The following is a 16,725-nucleotide window of genomic DNA, read 5'->3' as shown; positions in this document are numbered from 1 at the left end:
CCTTTTTTCATTGATTTTTTATTCATGGAAGTCTTCGGCTGTATCTTTTTTATTTTCCTCTTCCAACAAAGATTCAATGGTACCCGAAAGGATATGTTCAGCAAGTAATTCTGCTTGCCTTCTTGATAGCTTTTTTAAAGCTGCATCGTCCAGTTTAGTCAGAGCAGAAGAATACTCATACCTTTTCAGCTTCTCTTCTTGTTCAGATAATTCATCTTGCATTTTATTTAGTTCATTTTCTTCTTCATTAAGCTCAGCTTGCAAAATATGTATCTTCTCTCGCTTCTTAGCTATGCTATCATTTGTCTTTTTTAACATTGACCTAAGCTTTTGGATTGACTGTTTCAGCAGTTTTATTTCTTGTTTATTTTCATTCATTTTCATTATCCTCCATATTTCCTTTTTCAAATAAATCCTCAACCGTTTCAGGATAGCTCAGACTCTTCTCATCACCATCTCCAAAAACATTGGGCGAGCTGAATTTGAACGATCCGGTAAAGATTTCTTTTGGATTTTCGGGATTTATCGTAGGACTGTTAATAACCGATAAGATATTTTCCTGATAATAAGCGTAATCTGGAGCTTGCCTAACAGTATCGTCATAGTTGGACTTATCCTTTGTCCCGATAACATAGACTTTATTATCAGAAACAGTATTTGATATAATATGACCATACCTCAGATCGTTGTCCATGCCTAATATTCCGCCAGTAATACCTTCTTGTATAAGCTTGTTCCGAGAGTCATATTCTCCTACGGTAAATTTAAGATCAATGGCATAGCAATTGGATATCATTGCATTTTCAGCATTACTGCTTCCAACAGCAGCGATACCACCGGCAACAAGTTCGCTCTTAAGTTCAGCTTGTCTAACTAAGCAACCTTGAATATTACCTCCATAATAATCAGGTAATTCATCGCCGTGTGCATCATACATTCGAGAACCAGATGCCGAACCAACTATTCCCCCGGCATTAAATATGTTACCTGTTGTAGAATAGTTATATACTACACAGTTAAGAACATTTGCCGGTTTACCTGAAATACCACCAACGTTCAGAATGTACTCATCAAGGCTCACATCAACATCAAAATCTTCTACATAACAATCTTCTACTTGTCCGCCATTTCCGCTTATACCGCCTATTGAATAGCCATCAGCAACTTTTGTTGGTTTAACTTCTGGTTTGGATTCATTTTTTTCCTTATCTGGTTCAATAACCTTTCCGTTTTCATCATATTCAATGAGATCAGGAGGAATAACTTCTGCTACAGTAGTGGGTTCAATAGCTTCTGTTACTATTTCTGATTCCGCCAAATCTCCTATTGTAATAGACGAATGTGAAACTGAGCAATGTCTAATTAGCGTTTCACCTGTTCTATATGTAGAATCATTTGCTTTATACTGATAGTTGATCGCATTGCATAGGATAGTGCCATAATCCTGATACTTATCTTTTATTATGTGAGCATTGCGAATGTTTACATTTTTTATAGTCGCTCCAGATACAGTACCAAATAATGGACTTGTCAATCCATCGATAATAAATCCATTTCCATCATACTCAAAATATTCTGAATCCGGATCGTTTTTCAACTCATTGACCGTATTGATCGGTGTATGATTTGAATACTCTGGAAAAGATATATTATCCGTCTGTTTGAAATATCCTCTTGCTTTCTCTTCGGCAATAAGTTCGAGCTGATCGTAGTAATCAATGAGATATGGATCTTCTTTTGTGCCTGAGCCTCCGCCATATTTTACAAGAACACGATATAACTTCTTATTTTCTGAGAAATTATATGTTTTACCTCCGTAATATTGAATTTTTTTACCATTCGGATCAGAAGTGAATCCCCATGTATATCCAGCAACATGAGTGAAAAAGTCAGTTTTATCAAATTCAGGAAGTGTAATGGCTGCTTTACCGTCAACCATTGTACCTTTCAGCTCTAAGTCCTCTGTAGGAATTGATAAGTATGAACGGTCAATAGAGATAGTGATTTGTTTTGACTTTGATTCCTCCTGTGCTTGAATAGGAATAATCATTCCACCCTCATTTTTAGTAGAGGGTTCCTGAACAAGAACAGGTCTGGAATTCAGAAACTGGAAAATCTTATATCCTCCATATCCGCCTCCACAGGCAAAAAGTACTGCTATTGCACTACATAAAGCAACAATTTTGCCTGTTTCTTTCTTTCGCTTTTTAACTGCTTTACTCTGATTTTCAAGTTGCATTTCTCCCTGAGAATAAAAAGTTGATGCATTGCTGATAACGCTCTCAAATACTTCTGAGTAGGTTGCAGCATCAAGTTGTTCGTCCGTATAGTATACAGAATAGTCTATATATACGATTTTTGGCTTATAATCAAGCATAAACTCTCGGAACTGATTATTTTCTCTCAGTATTTCTTCTGTTAAAATAGGCTCTGTATTTTCATCGAAAACTATATATGTTGTTATTTCTTTATCCTTTGAACTTATGCAATGAGCACGGCAAAAATAAATCATTACAGTTTTTCCCTCGCTTTCTTCTTTTCTTGTATAATTTTTATAACACAGAATCCTCCGAAGCCGACTAAAACAAATAAATCACTCCAATAAAAATGCCATGTAAGCTTATCTTCCTCGTTGATACTTGTATCAACGGAAGTATCTTCTTCAGATGATATTGATTTGTTCTCAGCTACTTTCTTTTTATCAGAATCATTTTTATTAAATACAACCTGACCTATTAATAGCAGTATTACTGCGGCTGCTATGACTGTAAAAAACTTATTTTTAGCAGCATATTTCTTTATTTTTTCTACTCTTTGTGAGTGAGTTAACATATAATAATCACTTCCTTATGAATCAACTTCTATATCTGGATCGTACACAAATCCCATATATGTGACTTCATACCATTGCTTGTCTATTTCAGAAAAATTCCACGCATCCATTACATCGTCCTTGGAAAGAACATTTAATCCAATAGAATGTAATTCATGCAGATGTTCACACTCAACAACCATTTCTATTGTTGATTCTGGAGTATTATTGAATTCATAGAGATATCTTTCATATAGATCACCGATATCCTCTAAGAAGCTTCCACCGCTATATGTATAATATGGTGCTATTGGTACTGCATCTCCATAAACCAGCTTCCAGTTATCAATTCTCCATTGCACACTATTATCCCAATACTGTCTCTGTCCTCTTCCATCTTCAATACTTTCATACGTTTCAAAATAAGGTAAAATCTCATACCAGTCATTATATGCGTCTGCTAAAGTATCGACCTTATCCGATAATTCATCGTATCTTGGATTGTGAATTTCTTCCTGATGTGCAGAGCAATTAGCAGAAGGACATTCCTGTCCATCATATATATTATCTGTCCATGATACCATCATATTTAGCAAATCATCGAAAGCTTCTTTGGTGAATTCGACCTCGTAGATTTCTCCAACTGTACCTTTTTCAAGGTTTTTCTCCCTCTGAAGATATGTATAAACGAGAGCTATTGCTTCCGCTTTTGATAATGTTTTACTAAACTGCTCTTTGATTTGTTGTTTTTTATTATCTGTAACAAGTGTTTTTTCAAAAGTTGTTCCATTACTGCACACCATATAAACAAGATCAGAATTTGGCAGATCGTCAACTGAATAGTATAATGAATCGATAAATGAATCAAATTCGTCTTGTTGATCATCTGCAGCTAAATCATAGAAATGTTCTGCTTCTGGAAAAACTGAGGAAATTTCTTGATTTGAACCGGCTGTCCTAACATATGCTTTGTTGTTTGTTGTACCAGCAACTGCGCCACCTGAGAGTATCACAATAATTGGAACAGCAAAGAAAAAAACAAAGAATAGAACAAAAATTATAATCCAGAACACCGGATTTAATAGAAAAGCAAGAAGGTGAACTATTATTGTACTACTTATTCTTGCTATTTTTATTATTCTTACAGGCGCTTTATAAATATCTTTTGCTGTGTTCACTGTTTTCTTTACAGTATCCTGGGTTTTCTTAACTGTTTTATATCCGAGCTTCGTTGCTTCAGCGCCTGTATCTGTGGTATCATTCATATTAAGCGGAGTATTTAACGGATTATATTTTTCAGCTCCCGATCTGATTTTTTTTATTCCTGACTTGACTTTTTTAATATTTCTACTTCTCTTGGCCATATTTTCAGGATTCACCTCTTCATATCAGATGATTACTTAAGAAACACTTTTTGTTTCACCGAATTTTGTTGTTATAATATCGTAGATGTGAGTATTTGTCGGAAATTTATTCTCAAAGGGAATTATTCCATATTCGTCAGCATACAACAAACCGCTTCCCGGACTTGCATTTGTTACATAATTCATAGTATCATCTGATATTCTGAGAAGTCTCGAAAGCTGCTCTCTATCTGTTGCGTTTTGTGACAGCATAACAACAAACTGCGTATTTGAAAGCATTGTTCGAGCCAGATCAGAACGAAGCAGATCTTCAACGTTTTGTGTAATTCCTGTCGGAACACCGCCCCACTTTCTCGCTCTTTTATAAAGTTCATAAAAGAAGTTGGCTGACTGCTCAGATTTGAAAAGAAGATACATCTCGTCTATATATATTCTTGTGCCGATATTTCTTGAACGGTTCTTAGCGACTCTGTCCCATAGATTTTCAAGCACTATCATCATACCGAGTGTCTGCAAGTTTTTTCCAAGTTCTTTGATGTTATATACAACGATCCTTTTATTGATGTTGACATTAGAAGGATTGGAAAATACATTCATCGAGCCATGTACATAAAGATGCAATGTCTGTCTGAGATACGTTACAGCAGATTTTGTTTCATCTGTTGCACCTTTTTCATAATTCTCTAATTCAGAATAGTATTCCTTTAAAGTTGGATTATCATGATTCTTATATGTAATATGCATTACATCATCAATAATTGTTTTTTGAATAGGTGTGATTTCCTGATTTCCGAGAATTGTAGAGAAAAATGATAGTAGAAAGTCAAGTTTTGCTTTGATTGGATCATATTCTTTATCGTCTGCATTTGGATTTTCTGTAAGGTCGAGAGGATTAATGTGTGTTTTTGAGTTTTCTGATATATATATCACTTCTCCACCAAGCAGTTCAGCTATTGCAGTGTATTCTCCTTCCGGATCAAGAATAAGAATTTCTTCATCCGTCTGTAAAATGGAATAGATCATTTCAAGTTTTGCTAAAAAACTCTTTCCACTTCCCGGTACTCCAAGTATAAATCCGTTTGGATTCTTAAGCCTTCTACGATTGAAAATTATAAGGTTTTGCGTAATTTTATTTTGACCGTAATACAACCCATCTTCATGAAGCAATTCCTTTGAATTGAACGGCATAAATCCTGCCGTTGCTGAAGAAGAAAGTGTTCTTCTTACCTGTAAATTATGTTCTTTATCTATCGATGAAGAATTTCCAACAGGTAAGACACTGCAAAATGCTTCTTCCTGTAATCCAGCACATTTCATAGGCTGAAGCTGGTATTTACGCAGAATGATTTTTAACGCATCTGTATTTTGTTCTAATTCATCGAAAGTATCAGCTGTAAGCATAATAATGATATGTCCTCTAAGCATCTTCTCGTTTTTCTCCTGCAGATCAGTAAGAAACTCTTGAGCATCCACCATATCTTTTTGTAATTGAGTACCTTCGATTGGATCAACAAATGCGCCTTTTGAAGCTGAGCTTGAATGTTTAACCTTAACTATTGCTTCAAACTGCATATCTGTGTTCTTTTTCTGTAATAATCTAACAGCTTCTGACTGCTCCACAAAATCCAGATTTTCGGTTATTATCATAGTTTGATTAAGTTCTATAATACTTTTAAAGATCGTATCGATTATTGTTGCTGGATAACGCTGAATAGCTATACACCTTGCATACTTATCGTTGAATAGAAAATAATCTTTCTTGAATTCCATGTACTCAGGACAGCAATGCTGCTTTTCAGCTTTTCTTGCGAATTCCTCGCGAGTGCATGGAGTTATTTTGCATTCAACATCTCTCAGAATGTCTGCCATAAGTCTGACTCTGTCATTAGCAGTCAATGGTATTATTTCTGTACCCATTCGTGTTAAACAGTTTATCATATGCGCTTCGATGTTGAAAAAGCGTGTATTCGCAGTATCAAAATTAATTGCTGCTACTGTTACAGTAAATAATTTTCTGCATTGAAGTCCATTCTGACCATTTGTGATCTTATCTTTCAGAATATCATTAAACTCTTGTCTTTCTGAATCAAGCCCGTCATCTTTATTTTTTAAAAGAAGCTTTTTTCCAAACTCTTCTTTATTTATTTGCGTGTTCATAATAGAGATCTGCAAGCTTGCTGTATCATCAAAACCATTGAGAAGTTCTATGTACAGAGCTTGCAATTCCTCTTGCTGATCCCTTGTTACTGCTGAATAGTTTATATCAGGGACAAGGTATGTTTTGGAATATAAATTGGCTGTCTGTTTGCCTATTTTTACTCCTGTTTTATTAAGCATGATATAGTTGCTTACAAAACACTCATATGGCATCGTTTGTATTGTTGTACGCTTGATCTGACGCTTTTCCTTTTTTGGCTTTTTTTCTTTTTTGTTTTTCTTTGCTTCAGAAGCGAGTCTATTTTTATCTCGCTCTTTAGCAGAATTAGTTTTTTTTTTCTTTTTAAACAGTTTCACTTCTCTCACCCCTCCTGATTTATTTCCTCGCCATTATCTATTCTTTGCTTGATTATTTTCTCTGCAAGTAATTCTTCATGTAATCCTTGAAACAGACTTTCGTCTGTATCTTCATATACTCTCTTCTGCGGCAAAAGGTTGAAAGATATCCATGAATGGAAGTAATCTTCAAATTTCAAGCCTTGAAAGGTGAAAAATCCCCAGAGCACCCATGGTATAGTTATGGCAATAATAAACCATGGAAGTATATCCATAGATATCCTCCCGTGACCGATTACTCCAATAGGAAGAGCAGTTAATAGCGCTCCTCCTATAGCTGCGATTTGCCTGACAGACAAGCCAGCAATAATTTTAGACTTATAATCGTGTATTTCAATTGGTATTTTAACTTCTAACACTATATTTCACCTCTCTCGTTGATACTAATATCAACCTATACCGCATATTTTCTTTGACCACGTTCCTGACTTCATTACGCCTAAACCGAGAGCACATAACGTCAGTATATTCAAGTGCTTAGTCATATGTGCGCCTTCTGATTCAAACCAGTTTAGTACATAAGTGGACAATGCACCATATATAACAAACATTATAACTATTACTGCAATCTGTAAAACTGTCGCTATATAGTTTTTTAAGAAATTTTTTCCCACTTCGCTTGATGTTTCAGATGCAAATGTCGCTAAAGGTAGCGGAGCAAATATTGTATATATTGATAATTCAAACACTCGTCCTATTACAACTACAAAAATAACATAAGCAATAGCCTTCATTATAAAGTATATTGGCTTTAGTTCCAACATTTGTAATGTAGAAAAACCAAAAGCATTTGGCTTGGGATTTGGAAATGCATCAACAAATGAGTCAAGATCCGCAAAATTAGTTTGCGATGGGAAGGATGCGTTTGAATAGAACATTTGTACAGCATCTTTTGATATAACATAATCAAATGCTTGGCTTCCTTCCTCAGCATTTCTGTCTGCCCAAAAATCAAACCAGCTTTTAGTGAGCTGTTTCAGTATACTCTTCTTAATTTCTACATGATATGTTGTCTCAGTTCCATAAGGTAAGAATTCAGGTGCTGTTCCGGTTGCTGCTGTATTGATTGAATTGAACATAGAATAAAGTGTTCCGATAATAGTATCAGCATTCTGCACTACTTGTTTGATGACAATTATTTTTATCAGGAATATCAAGACATTCTCCCATTTTGATGACCACTCAAAATTAATTGATTTGCGTAAAAAATCAACCATCAAAAGTAATGTAGCAACAACAAGCGCCATTGTTTTAGATGCATTTCGTATTGCTGCTGCTATTGATCCAGGTGCCACATATTCTGATAGTGTATTAACTACATCATATGGGGAAGTAGTCGAGAATCTAAAAGCATTGTTAAGTATTACATTAGTTTCCTTGACATGCTCCGTTATATCGACATAGACATCAGGAATATGATTTCCAAAGATATCAGCATATGCAGTTAAAGGAAAGAAAATCTGAATAAGACCAAATACAATAATTGCAGTATATATCATTCTGCGATAAAACATCAACTTTTTATATACGGGATAAGGTATTACTCCATACATTTTAATCCTCCTGTTACTTATACGAATGTATTTAGAATCCCTGATACAGCAACAACAATTCCACCTGAAGCCAATGACTTTATAGCAATAACTTTTTGTGCTGCATCATTATCCTTCATTGAAAAAGCAAGCATAACGGCTCCCATAAACATTCCGAACGCTCCTACTCTTCTTGCCCATTTACCAATAAAATCCATTATTGATTGAAATTCGAGTTCAGCAGCTGCATCTGAGTATGTTGCCGGAATATCGAATATAGATAAATCGTTTACAGCTGTAATTATCATAAATCCAGACACCATCATTAGAATAGCACCTGTCTGCTCTCTGGTATGATCGTCTTTTATTGCTAAAGCTAACTTTATGGCTCCTATAAATGCAATAATTCCACCTATTCGTGAAAGCCATGTAGTAAAAAACACAATCCCATCTTGTGCAAGATCGTTAGGAGAGCCACTCGGCGGAATCGGGAGTATACTAAAAAAATTTAATATTTCCATTTTGAACTCCTGTGATTGTAGAGTATTCTGCCCTTGAAAAACAAGGGCAGAATACAAATTTATCATGTGAATAGATCAAACATATCAACGGCACCAGTAATCGCCCATACAACGAATCCTGCAACCATTGTTTTTATTCCATTTTCCTTTTGATCAGCATCATCCTTTTTAAGTGCAAGCGCAAGAATTATTGCACCGAAAAGTGCCACAGCAGCACCTATACGTCTGATCCATGTCAGAATGAAGTCCATTGTACTCTCATAAGCAGCATCAGCAGCAGTCGAACCTGAATCAAGCGGCTGAATAATCGGAGCTGAACCATCATTTTCCATAAGAATAATTGTTTCAGTTGCATCGTTATCTTCATATTCCTCTGAAACAACAATTGCTGTATTATCATCAGCAGCAAAAGCGGACACTGGAAGTGCTGTCATAATTGCGAGTGTAAAAACTGTCATAAGGATTGTTGCCATATGTGTAATAATCTTTTTCATTTTAATTACCTCTCTAAAATAAATCATATTCGGAATTGAAATCAACATCTTCGATCATGTCAGAAGTTACTGTTCTGCTCGATGTAGTTTCAATCGTTTCCTTTATATCGTCCGAGGATAAATCCTCTATAGTTGAAGTCTTTACTTCAGGGACTTCATATTCCTGTTCTCTGTCATATGTACCTTCGTTGATATTTGTATCAACAGGTTCTTCAAAACTTCCGTCTGGATTCAATATGTCGGGCGTGATTTGTTCCTGATCTTCATCCTCAACAACCTCCTTTTCTATAGGATCGCCTAAATTTAGACTTTCAAATTCAAAAGAGACATGATCGTATTCTACTTCTGAATCTGATAGTTGTTCACTTCCGTAAACCTTAATTTGATTACCCTCAAATAATTTAAGTGTTTCAATATCCGGAAGCAAACTATTGTATTTATCAATTAATACCGTTTCTGTTACAGACTCATATTCTGGAATATCTACGTTGACATTTGTATCAACTTCATCATTCTGAATATCAGATTCGGTACTTTCGCTGTTGATACTTGTATCAACTTTGTGGAGTTCCTCTACAGAAATGGCATGAACTGAACTAATTTGGAAGGTTCTTTCCTCCTTTTCTTCTTTTGTTTCAGCGGCATCGGCAAGAAATGCATAGTTAGGATGTTTTTCTAAAGGATATTTTTTGCAGTAAAACGGATTATGCGATCTTATAAGCAATATACAATCACTTATAGGCATAGTAGATATCTCGTTAGGCTGCATCAGTTCTCTTCCAAGAATAGAATTATTCTCAGATGTACTTGACTGTCTCCCCTTTGTTCGATTTGAACCCTTTACATCTATGGTTTCTTTACCAAGTTGTTCTGAAATAGACTTTAGTGTACTTTCCTCCTTTCCACCTAAAAATAAAAGACTATCGCAGTTACCTGTGATAATCTCCCATTTATCATTTTCGTACCTTGATTTAAGCTGTGCTAAATTCTGGATGATAACATCGATTGACATTCCCATAGACCGGACAAATGCAATAACCTTTTCAAAATCAGGTATCTGACCGATGTTGGCAAACTCATCCATTATAAAGCGCACAGGTACTTTTAAACGCCTATTGTTATTAGCGTATTTGTAGTTAGCGACATTTGCAAGTGTGTCGAATAGCTGTGTGTACATCATCGCTGCTAAGAAGTTGTAAGTGCTGTTTGTCGCAGATATAACAATAAAAATTGCTGTTTTCTCATCACCTAATGTGTTAAGGTTGATGTTATCACAGCAAGTAAGGTTATATAGATGCTCCATATTGAACATGAATGTTTTTACGTTTGCTGAAGAAAGGAATGATTGTCCTGTTTCTTCTGGAGCATTACGTACTTCTTTGTATAATCGCAGCGCCAGCGAATTTGGTTTTCTTTTTTCAAGCTCGATAAAATCCTTATCTAACGGACATAGAAAAGCTTCATTTCGTCTTATATTGTACTCTTCATCGGTTTCATCCTCAATGTGCTGTAAGAAAAAGCCGTCTTTTCTGCCTTTAGTCGGATATTGAAGCTTTCTCATTTTTTCAGTTGCAGCAAAGAAATTAAGATTGGATTTATCCCTTGTTTCCGGAATAAGTCTACCGTTCTGATCTTTTTCCATGTTATACTCAGATTCCTCAAATAACAGAAGAATGATAGCTTGAAGCATCGATTTACCTTTTTGTGACCAGAAATCTTCCTTTTCTCCTTCACCTTTAGTAGAATTGAAAAGAACATCAACCATTTTTACTATATTATCTTCAGATACATTGCCGTTAAAATCATATACATATTCAAATGGATTGTAATTATTAGAATGTTCCATTTCAATTGTATTGAATACTCTGACTTTATATCCAGCTTCTATAAGCATTTTGCCTGTATCGGCAAGAAGTTCACCTTTAGGATCTGTTACTACATAAGATGTATTGAGCTGCATAATGTTCGGTCTTGCGTAGAACCTCGATTTACCTGATCCAGCGCCACCAATTACCAGAACATTGAAGTTCAAAAGATGTTGCTTATAATTCAGTGACAACATAACTTCTTTCGTCAAAATGATATTGTTATCAATTGAAAAACCAACAAAATTACCTTTATTATCAAACACTCGCTTTCCATCTCGGAGAACCGGTTTGAATACAGGCTTTTGTTCTTTTTCAGCAAGGCTCCGCATTTCTTTATCATCGCCCCATTTTGCTGAACCATGTTCTTCGCCTCTTCTATGCAGCCGTTTAGGTGTTTGAGAATATTTGTATAAAATGAAGATACCTATACATATAAGAGAGAAAAATGTCATTTTGCACACGTAGCTGTTTTTATCAGTAATATGATCAAATAAATATGGTAGATTATCAGTTGCTCTGCTAAAGCCATCACCAATGAGTGTATAGTCAATTTTTCCGTTTGGCTTTATCGAAAAATCCATAGCACAGCCTAATAATGCAGATATTGCTGTAATAAACAAAACTGCTACTGCATATATTATGACCGTTGTACTTGTAAGACGTGGTTTCGGGCGAGAAGCTGACATACTATCTACCTCCTCGTGATGCAACTTCCTCTATCCCCTCGGATATATCGTCTATTGTATCAACTGTTTTATCAAGTGTCGATGATACTTTATCAGCCGAATCCGAAAGAATATTTCCTTCGGGATGTAATTCATGACCGTTCTTATAGCTATCAATCGCAAGTTCGTTGATATTTGTATCAACCTTGACTTCTGTACTACTGCTTGTAACAATGATATCATCTGCTTTTTCCATGATTACAGATGCATCCTCTTTCGGTATTCCGTATTCTTCTGAAAGTGCTTCGATAGCACCGTTTCGATCTACGGTTGAGATCTCAATTTTTTTATTGCCATTTGTGAACATAACGGTTGTATCTTTGGTTTTCTCTATAGCTATGATAGGAGAAGCATTCTGGAGTTCAGCTTTCTTGTATACATTCTTTGCTATATCCTTTGCAGCTGCTTCAGGAACACCTTGCTTTTGATACATTTCTTGTAGTTCATGCAATGCTGATTTCTTGTTTGAAAAAGAGAGGACAAGATGATGAGTATTTGGTACACTTTGAGAAAGACCATTCTGATCTGTCTCTGTCACTATTGCAGTACTATCGATTTCAAATGTATTAAGATCTTTTCGAGCTATCGATGTTGAAATACTATCAAGTGGTTGGCTTTTGGTATATGTATTTCCGTTATCATCGGTCCGACGCATACCTGAAACAATTGCAGTGTCCTTCATATCAAATGCAGACTTTTCAAATGTTACATCATGTTTGTGCAAATCAGTATTGACACCCATAATACTACGATATCTTGAATTAACACTTGAAACATGCTCTGCTTTGGCTATTAATGCATCTTGTTCGTGATGATCTTTAATGCCAAGCTCATTTTCAAGTATAGAACGCATATGTAATTTAGTCATTCGAGGTGGATTGAGTACAGCAAAGTTTCCGTCATTGTCCTGATATACTACTCTCGCAACTCCGTCCTCTTTAGGTGTTACAAAATAACAATCATAGTTTTTTACAAGTAGATCCTCATTATCCCATGATACCTTAGATATATATGAAAACTCTGCCGTAGGATCATCACTAAAATACTTTTCTTTTATCTCTCCGGAAAGCATTTCTTTTCCGAATTTCTGCGCTGCGATATTTGCCTTATTATCGTCATAACCGAACTGCTTCTGTAGTTGACGAGAAATAAAGGTTCTATTGGGAGTATCATCAAAAGGGAAAGTTTTGCCTGAAATTTTATCAGTTATATTGTAGAAACCGTCCTTATCCCTTGAAAATTCTATTGAATTCTCAATTTCATTTGCTTTGCGAACAAATTCGGAACGAGCAATCTCTATAGCCTTAGCGTCAGATGATTCATAAATTGCAATATAGTCTCCGTTATTTGTTGCTGCAAACTGAGCGGAAAGATCATATTTTTTCAGTTCGGCATTTATGAAAGGGATTTCCCATTCTTTGCATTTAAAGTTACTAAGTTCTTGCGGTCTGATCTGAAGTTTCTCCTTTATCAACTCTGTTGTAAGCTGCTTATATACCGCAAGATCGCTTTGACGTATGCTTGCGTAGATATTATCTTTTCCGTTTTCTTTATGAAAAGCTATGGGTATACCACATTTCTTTGCTCTTGATGCAAGTATTGAGGCATCATGTTTTGACATTCCTTGCTCAGAAAAAACTATTTGCTCATGATTTTGTCTACAATGCTCTATCAGAGCTTTAGTAGATATCTTTCCACTTTTGATATCGTTGATTTCTTGATTATGAACATCAACTCTGCGCTTGCTTTCTTCTAAGATCCGCATAAGACGTATAAGAGCTTCAATAATAGTTCTTGTTGCGTGAGCTGCTTCACCAACAGTTTTAGCAGAAACATTTATAACGGCTCCTGCTATATCATCGCTCATATTCATTTTTGAACCCTCCTGTCTATCTTAATAAGATATTAATGTTAAGACCAATCCTTTTATGTTGGTTTATTCTGCAATATATTCTTTTGATAACCTTGTTGGTTTATATCCTTGCATTGCAAAGAGTTGTTCAAGCGTATACTGATCTGAGATCGTGTAGTACTCAACGGTAACTTTTTCACCGGATTTAACTACATCCTTGTCAATTTTACACTTGATCTGAGAGTCTCCTATTGTATTATCTGTTACAAGAGCATTTATTAAATTCTCTCCCAGTTCTGCTGGAAGGTGAAGAAACTGGCATTCTACATAATCAAAAGGATCTATTTCTTTAAGTGGATTCAAGCCGCTAACAGTCAGTTCGGCATTTTCTATATTAATATCAACGTTATACAAGCTCTTTATATCGTTATAATTAGCATTGAACTGAAAAACGACAACATCGCCATTAGAAAGAAGCTCATATTTATCTGTCTTTGGTTCGAGATATGAATTAAGGCAATTAACAGCAGCTGTCAAAGCAGTATCATTTGTATCATCTTCAGGAATTTTAAATGCTTTTTTGTTATCTTCTGCTATCTTTACAGTATCTATACCATACGTTTTCAATTTTCCAACTGTATCATATCCTTCAACTTCCATGTGCAAGTAATCCTTAACAGCTATTTCTACCGCTGGTTCATTTGTTTTCACGTTTTTTTCTTTATCGTTATTACCGGCACTTTCTGCTGCATTTCCACATGAGCAAAGAAGCGCCATGCAAGTTACAGGAACAAGAACATTTAATAATTTTACTTTCATGTTATACCTCCTCATAATATCTTGTAAAATCTCCATTGAAATAGAAAAAATCACTCAAACAGTTTAAAATGGTGTTTCTTCTGCTACTATCTCATCAAATTCGGCTGCAAAATCGACCTCAATGTCGCTATCCACAGATTTGTTGTATCCACAAAATTCCGCAGAATCTACTTTAACATATGTAAAAGTACGTTTCTCTCCATTTTTATCGTAGTTATCACTTTTTATCTTACCTGAAACTGCTATTCTGCTGCCTTTTTTGAAGTATTTTACTACAAAATCAGCAGTTGAACGCCAAGCTTTACACTGGATAAAGTCCACATCCCTTGAACCATCCTTGTTCTTATAGTCCTCCTGAACAGCGATAGTAAAACGGCACACTGAAATGCCACTCTCTGTTTTTCTCAGCTCAGGATCAGCTGATAACCTACCCACGAGAATTGATTTGTTCATTGTTAATTCCTCCATATTAATTTTTGCGTTGATATTTGTATCAACGTAATTTACATATCCAGTATTAAAGGTTCTGTGCTTTGTATTCTGGTTTCGCTTTTGGATGATTTATGGTTTAAATCTTGGTTTTTCCCTATAGCGCAAATTAAAACAATAGAAATAACCAGAACTAATAAAAATAGCAGGTATTTTATGCTGAAGATATTTTTCTTCATTCTCTATCTCCTTGTTCGTTGATACAAGTATCAACTTTCCTCTCCATAATCGTTAAAATCAATGGACAAAGCTCGTGATACTTCGATAACCATTCTTTTTGGAGGGATTGTTCTGAAGATATGATATGGTATATTGTAGTCTATTTCATTATATCCTACAAAACAAACTGTAGCTGATTTATTATCTATGGACATTCCTGCATTCCATAGTATTTTCGTACTGGTTTGCTTCTCAACTTCACGTATTGCTGTAGTTATGGAACGAAGTGCTCTCATCGCTTCGCTTTTTTCTCTATCTGTCATGGCGCTTACCTCTTCTGGAATGCTCTACAAGCCAGTTTATAACTTCTTCCTCGGACTTAAAATAATCATAGGGGCTGTATAAATTTGCTCGACAAGTTTTTCCGTACATTCGGAAAGATTCTGTGCCGACTACTGTGATAAAGCCACCGTCAGCCATTTTCTTTACTTCTGCATTTGTGATGCCGAACTTCTTCTGCAATTCAAGCGACGATACCCCAACAGATGCTAACTTTGCAAGCTCAGCATAGCCGATCTTTTCAGCAAGGGCGACAGCGATATCCTTTTTATACATTTTATCAGAAACATCTTCGATTCCATTTTCAAGCGCAAGCTCTATCAATCTGCTCTTATCAATGAAATTGTGTGTACCACGATTCTGACCGATGAGCATGATTATCATTTCTTCGGGTGTTGTACAATTCATTTTTTCACCTCCCTTATTTTTATTGTGTATATCCATAACTTACTCATTTTTTGATATATACTCATGTAATTCTTTTTCAGCACTCTTTGGAAATTTTGGCTGTTCAATCATAAGAAGAATACTAACAAGGTTAATACATTCTAATATAAATAAAAGCAGATAATCTATATTATCTACTTCTTTTTTTAATACTGCGTATAATATTATTACAAGAGTTAATAAAACTGGAATTATTTTTATTATTAGTTTCGTTATTCTATTCTTTGTATTTTTATATACGCCTACTGCAATTCGATTTGCAATTAAAGTAATTGCTAATAATACACATTTCATTTCTTTTTCTCCTTTACTGTGATAAAATAACTGTATCACTTTCGGAAACGTAAATAAAATCTGCTGTTGCTCCTGTCTGATCGGTTAGTCTTATACCGTCCTCGATGAGCTTCAAGCTCAGCACTCCCTCTGGAAGGAAGGAGCGCTGTATTTCTCTCAGAGCTTTGAACTGCGATATTGTATCGCAATGAATATAGATTTTCTCCATATCGTTCTCCTTATCGTTTGAGATATACAAATAGGTATATCTCAAACAATGCAAGTAAAAGTATTGGTACAGCGAGTAGCACTGCTATTGTAATTTTTTTGTATATAGGCTTTTGTGTTTTATCAGCCAGTCTTAAAGCAACTGGCATCAAACGTGAATATACATATACTTCTATTATCAGGCTTATAATTATTCCAATTGTACCAAGCGTACAGTTCATATAGATTCATCCTCCTCGTCTTTCAAAAA

The 16,725-nt window shown here is 35.3% G+C and carries 19 protein-coding genes; all 19 read right to left on the bottom strand.

Annotation, left to right across the window (positions count from 1 at the left end):
• Window positions 1–18: 18 nt before the first annotated feature.
• Window positions 19–378 carry a hypothetical protein gene (locus BT127_RS06460; protein WP_075424206.1) on the bottom strand — a complete coding sequence of 120 codons (360 nt, stop codon included), beginning with the start codon at window positions 376–378 and terminating at the stop codon, window positions 19–21.
• Window positions 371–2,512 carry a hypothetical protein gene (locus BT127_RS06455; RefSeq protein ID WP_075424205.1) on the bottom strand — a complete coding sequence of 714 codons (2,142 nt, stop codon included), beginning with the start codon at window positions 2,510–2,512 and terminating at the stop codon, window positions 371–373. The genes BT127_RS06460 and BT127_RS06455 overlap by 8 nt, the downstream gene beginning before the upstream one ends.
• On the bottom strand, window positions 2,512–2,832 hold the full coding sequence (locus tag BT127_RS06450) for a hypothetical protein (RefSeq protein ID WP_075424204.1): 321 nt from the start codon (window positions 2,830–2,832) through the stop codon (window positions 2,512–2,514). The genes BT127_RS06455 and BT127_RS06450 overlap by 1 nt, the downstream gene beginning before the upstream one ends.
• Before the next feature lie 15 nt (window positions 2,833–2,847).
• On the bottom strand, window positions 2,848–4,176 hold the full coding sequence (locus BT127_RS06445; RefSeq protein ID WP_075424203.1) for a hypothetical protein: 1,329 nt from the start codon (window positions 4,174–4,176) through the stop codon (window positions 2,848–2,850).
• A gap of 36 nt (window positions 4,177–4,212) precedes the next feature.
• Entirely contained in the window at window positions 4,213–6,690 is a 2,478-nt protein-coding gene (locus BT127_RS06440; protein WP_082334927.1) for a VirB4-like conjugal transfer ATPase, CD1110 family, read from the bottom strand.
• Window positions 6,691–6,695: 5 nt separating this feature from the next.
• A complete protein-coding gene (locus BT127_RS06435; RefSeq protein ID WP_075424202.1) occupies window positions 6,696–7,088 on the bottom strand; it encodes a PrgI family protein in 393 nt (130 codons plus the stop codon).
• A gap of 30 nt (window positions 7,089–7,118) precedes the next feature.
• Entirely contained in the window at window positions 7,119–8,282 is a 1,164-nt protein-coding gene (locus BT127_RS06430) for a hypothetical protein (RefSeq protein WP_075424201.1), read from the bottom strand.
• A gap of 17 nt (window positions 8,283–8,299) precedes the next feature.
• The gene (locus BT127_RS06425; protein WP_075424200.1) at window positions 8,300–8,782 is read right to left on the bottom strand and encodes a hypothetical protein; all 483 of its coding nucleotides are present in this window, start codon (window positions 8,780–8,782) and stop codon (window positions 8,300–8,302) included.
• A 62-nt stretch (window positions 8,783–8,844) separates the two neighbouring features.
• Entirely contained in the window at window positions 8,845–9,276 is a 432-nt protein-coding gene (locus BT127_RS06420; RefSeq protein ID WP_075424199.1) for a hypothetical protein, read from the bottom strand.
• Window positions 9,277–9,289: 13 nt separating this feature from the next.
• Window positions 9,290–11,830, bottom strand: coding sequence for a VirD4-like conjugal transfer protein, CD1115 family (locus tag BT127_RS06415; RefSeq protein ID WP_075424198.1), 2,541 nt, complete (start codon window positions 11,828–11,830; stop codon window positions 9,290–9,292).
• A gap of 1 nt (window position 11,831) precedes the next feature.
• Entirely contained in the window at window positions 11,832–13,742 is a 1,911-nt protein-coding gene (locus BT127_RS06410) for a hypothetical protein (protein WP_075424197.1), read from the bottom strand.
• Between the two features lie 63 nt (window positions 13,743–13,805).
• The gene (locus BT127_RS06405; protein ID WP_075424196.1) at window positions 13,806–14,540 is read right to left on the bottom strand and encodes a hypothetical protein; all 735 of its coding nucleotides are present in this window, start codon (window positions 14,538–14,540) and stop codon (window positions 13,806–13,808) included.
• A 63-nt stretch (window positions 14,541–14,603) separates the two neighbouring features.
• On the bottom strand, window positions 14,604–14,993 hold the full coding sequence (locus BT127_RS06400; protein WP_075424195.1) for a single-stranded DNA-binding protein: 390 nt from the start codon (window positions 14,991–14,993) through the stop codon (window positions 14,604–14,606).
• A gap of 50 nt (window positions 14,994–15,043) precedes the next feature.
• Complete coding sequence (locus BT127_RS16750) at window positions 15,044–15,208, bottom strand: hypothetical protein (protein ID WP_175541926.1); 165 nt, start codon at window positions 15,206–15,208, stop codon at window positions 15,044–15,046.
• A 30-nt stretch (window positions 15,209–15,238) separates the two neighbouring features.
• Complete coding sequence (locus BT127_RS06395; RefSeq protein WP_075424194.1) at window positions 15,239–15,511, bottom strand: hypothetical protein; 273 nt, start codon at window positions 15,509–15,511, stop codon at window positions 15,239–15,241.
• Window positions 15,501–15,935 carry a hypothetical protein gene (locus BT127_RS06390; protein WP_139275439.1) on the bottom strand — a complete coding sequence of 145 codons (435 nt, stop codon included), beginning with the start codon at window positions 15,933–15,935 and terminating at the stop codon, window positions 15,501–15,503. The genes BT127_RS06395 and BT127_RS06390 overlap by 11 nt, the downstream gene beginning before the upstream one ends.
• Window positions 15,936–15,974: 39 nt before the next feature.
• Complete coding sequence (locus tag BT127_RS06385; protein ID WP_075424192.1) at window positions 15,975–16,268, bottom strand: hypothetical protein; 294 nt, start codon at window positions 16,266–16,268, stop codon at window positions 15,975–15,977.
• A gap of 13 nt (window positions 16,269–16,281) precedes the next feature.
• The gene (locus tag BT127_RS06380) at window positions 16,282–16,476 is read right to left on the bottom strand and encodes a hypothetical protein (protein WP_075424191.1); all 195 of its coding nucleotides are present in this window, start codon (window positions 16,474–16,476) and stop codon (window positions 16,282–16,284) included.
• Window positions 16,477–16,486: 10 nt separating this feature from the next.
• A complete protein-coding gene (locus BT127_RS06375) occupies window positions 16,487–16,696 on the bottom strand; it encodes a hypothetical protein (RefSeq protein WP_075424190.1) in 210 nt (69 codons plus the stop codon).
• Between the last annotated feature and the right edge of the window lie 29 nt (window positions 16,697–16,725).

The organism is Ruminococcus sp. XPD3002, assembly GCA_900119535.1.
In the GTDB taxonomy this organism is placed as follows: domain Bacteria; phylum Bacillota; class Clostridia; order Oscillospirales; family Ruminococcaceae; genus Ruminococcus; species Ruminococcus flavefaciens_H.
This window is presented reverse-complemented; position numbering and strand designations above follow the sequence as displayed.

Bases quoted from the DNA above. Each gene is read 5' to 3' on its own strand.
- BT127_RS06460 (WP_075424206.1), bottom strand. From the start codon at position 378: ATGAATGAAAATAAACAAGAAATAAAACTGCTGAAACAGTCAATCCAA.
- BT127_RS06455 (WP_075424205.1), bottom strand. From the start codon at position 2,512: ATGATTTATTTTTGCCGTGCTCATTGCATAAGTTCAAAGGATAAAGAA.
- BT127_RS06450 (WP_075424204.1), bottom strand. From the start codon at position 2,832: ATGTTAACTCACTCACAAAGAGTAGAAAAAATAAAGAAATATGCTGCT.
- BT127_RS06445 (WP_075424203.1), bottom strand. From the start codon at position 4,176: ATGGCCAAGAGAAGTAGAAATATTAAAAAAGTCAAGTCAGGAATAAAA.
- BT127_RS06430 (WP_075424201.1), bottom strand. From the start codon at position 8,282: ATGTATGGAGTAATACCTTATCCCGTATATAAAAAGTTGATGTTTTAT.
- BT127_RS06425 (WP_075424200.1), bottom strand. From the start codon at position 8,782: ATGGAAATATTAAATTTTTTTAGTATACTCCCGATTCCGCCGAGTGGC.
- BT127_RS06420 (WP_075424199.1), bottom strand. From the start codon at position 9,276: ATGAAAAAGATTATTACACATATGGCAACAATCCTTATGACAGTTTTT.
- BT127_RS06415 (WP_075424198.1), bottom strand. From the start codon at position 11,830: ATGTCAGCTTCTCGCCCGAAACCACGTCTTACAAGTACAACGGTCATA.
- BT127_RS06410 (WP_075424197.1), bottom strand. From the start codon at position 13,742: ATGAATATGAGCGATGATATAGCAGGAGCCGTTATAAATGTTTCTGCT.
- BT127_RS06405 (WP_075424196.1), bottom strand. From the start codon at position 14,540: ATGAAAGTAAAATTATTAAATGTTCTTGTTCCTGTAACTTGCATGGCG.
- BT127_RS06400 (WP_075424195.1), bottom strand. From the start codon at position 14,993: ATGAACAAATCAATTCTCGTGGGTAGGTTATCAGCTGATCCTGAGCTG.
- BT127_RS16750 (WP_175541926.1), bottom strand. From the start codon at position 15,208: ATGAAGAAAAATATCTTCAGCATAAAATACCTGCTATTTTTATTAGTT.
- BT127_RS06395 (WP_075424194.1), bottom strand. From the start codon at position 15,511: ATGACAGATAGAGAAAAAAGCGAAGCGATGAGAGCACTTCGTTCCATA.
- BT127_RS06390 (WP_139275439.1), bottom strand. From the start codon at position 15,935: ATGAATTGTACAACACCCGAAGAAATGATAATCATGCTCATCGGTCAG.
- BT127_RS06385 (WP_075424192.1), bottom strand. From the start codon at position 16,268: ATGAAATGTGTATTATTAGCAATTACTTTAATTGCAAATCGAATTGCA.
- BT127_RS06380 (WP_075424191.1), bottom strand. From the start codon at position 16,476: ATGGAGAAAATCTATATTCATTGCGATACAATATCGCAGTTCAAAGCT.
- BT127_RS06375 (WP_075424190.1), bottom strand. From the start codon at position 16,696: ATGAACTGTACGCTTGGTACAATTGGAATAATTATAAGCCTGATAATA.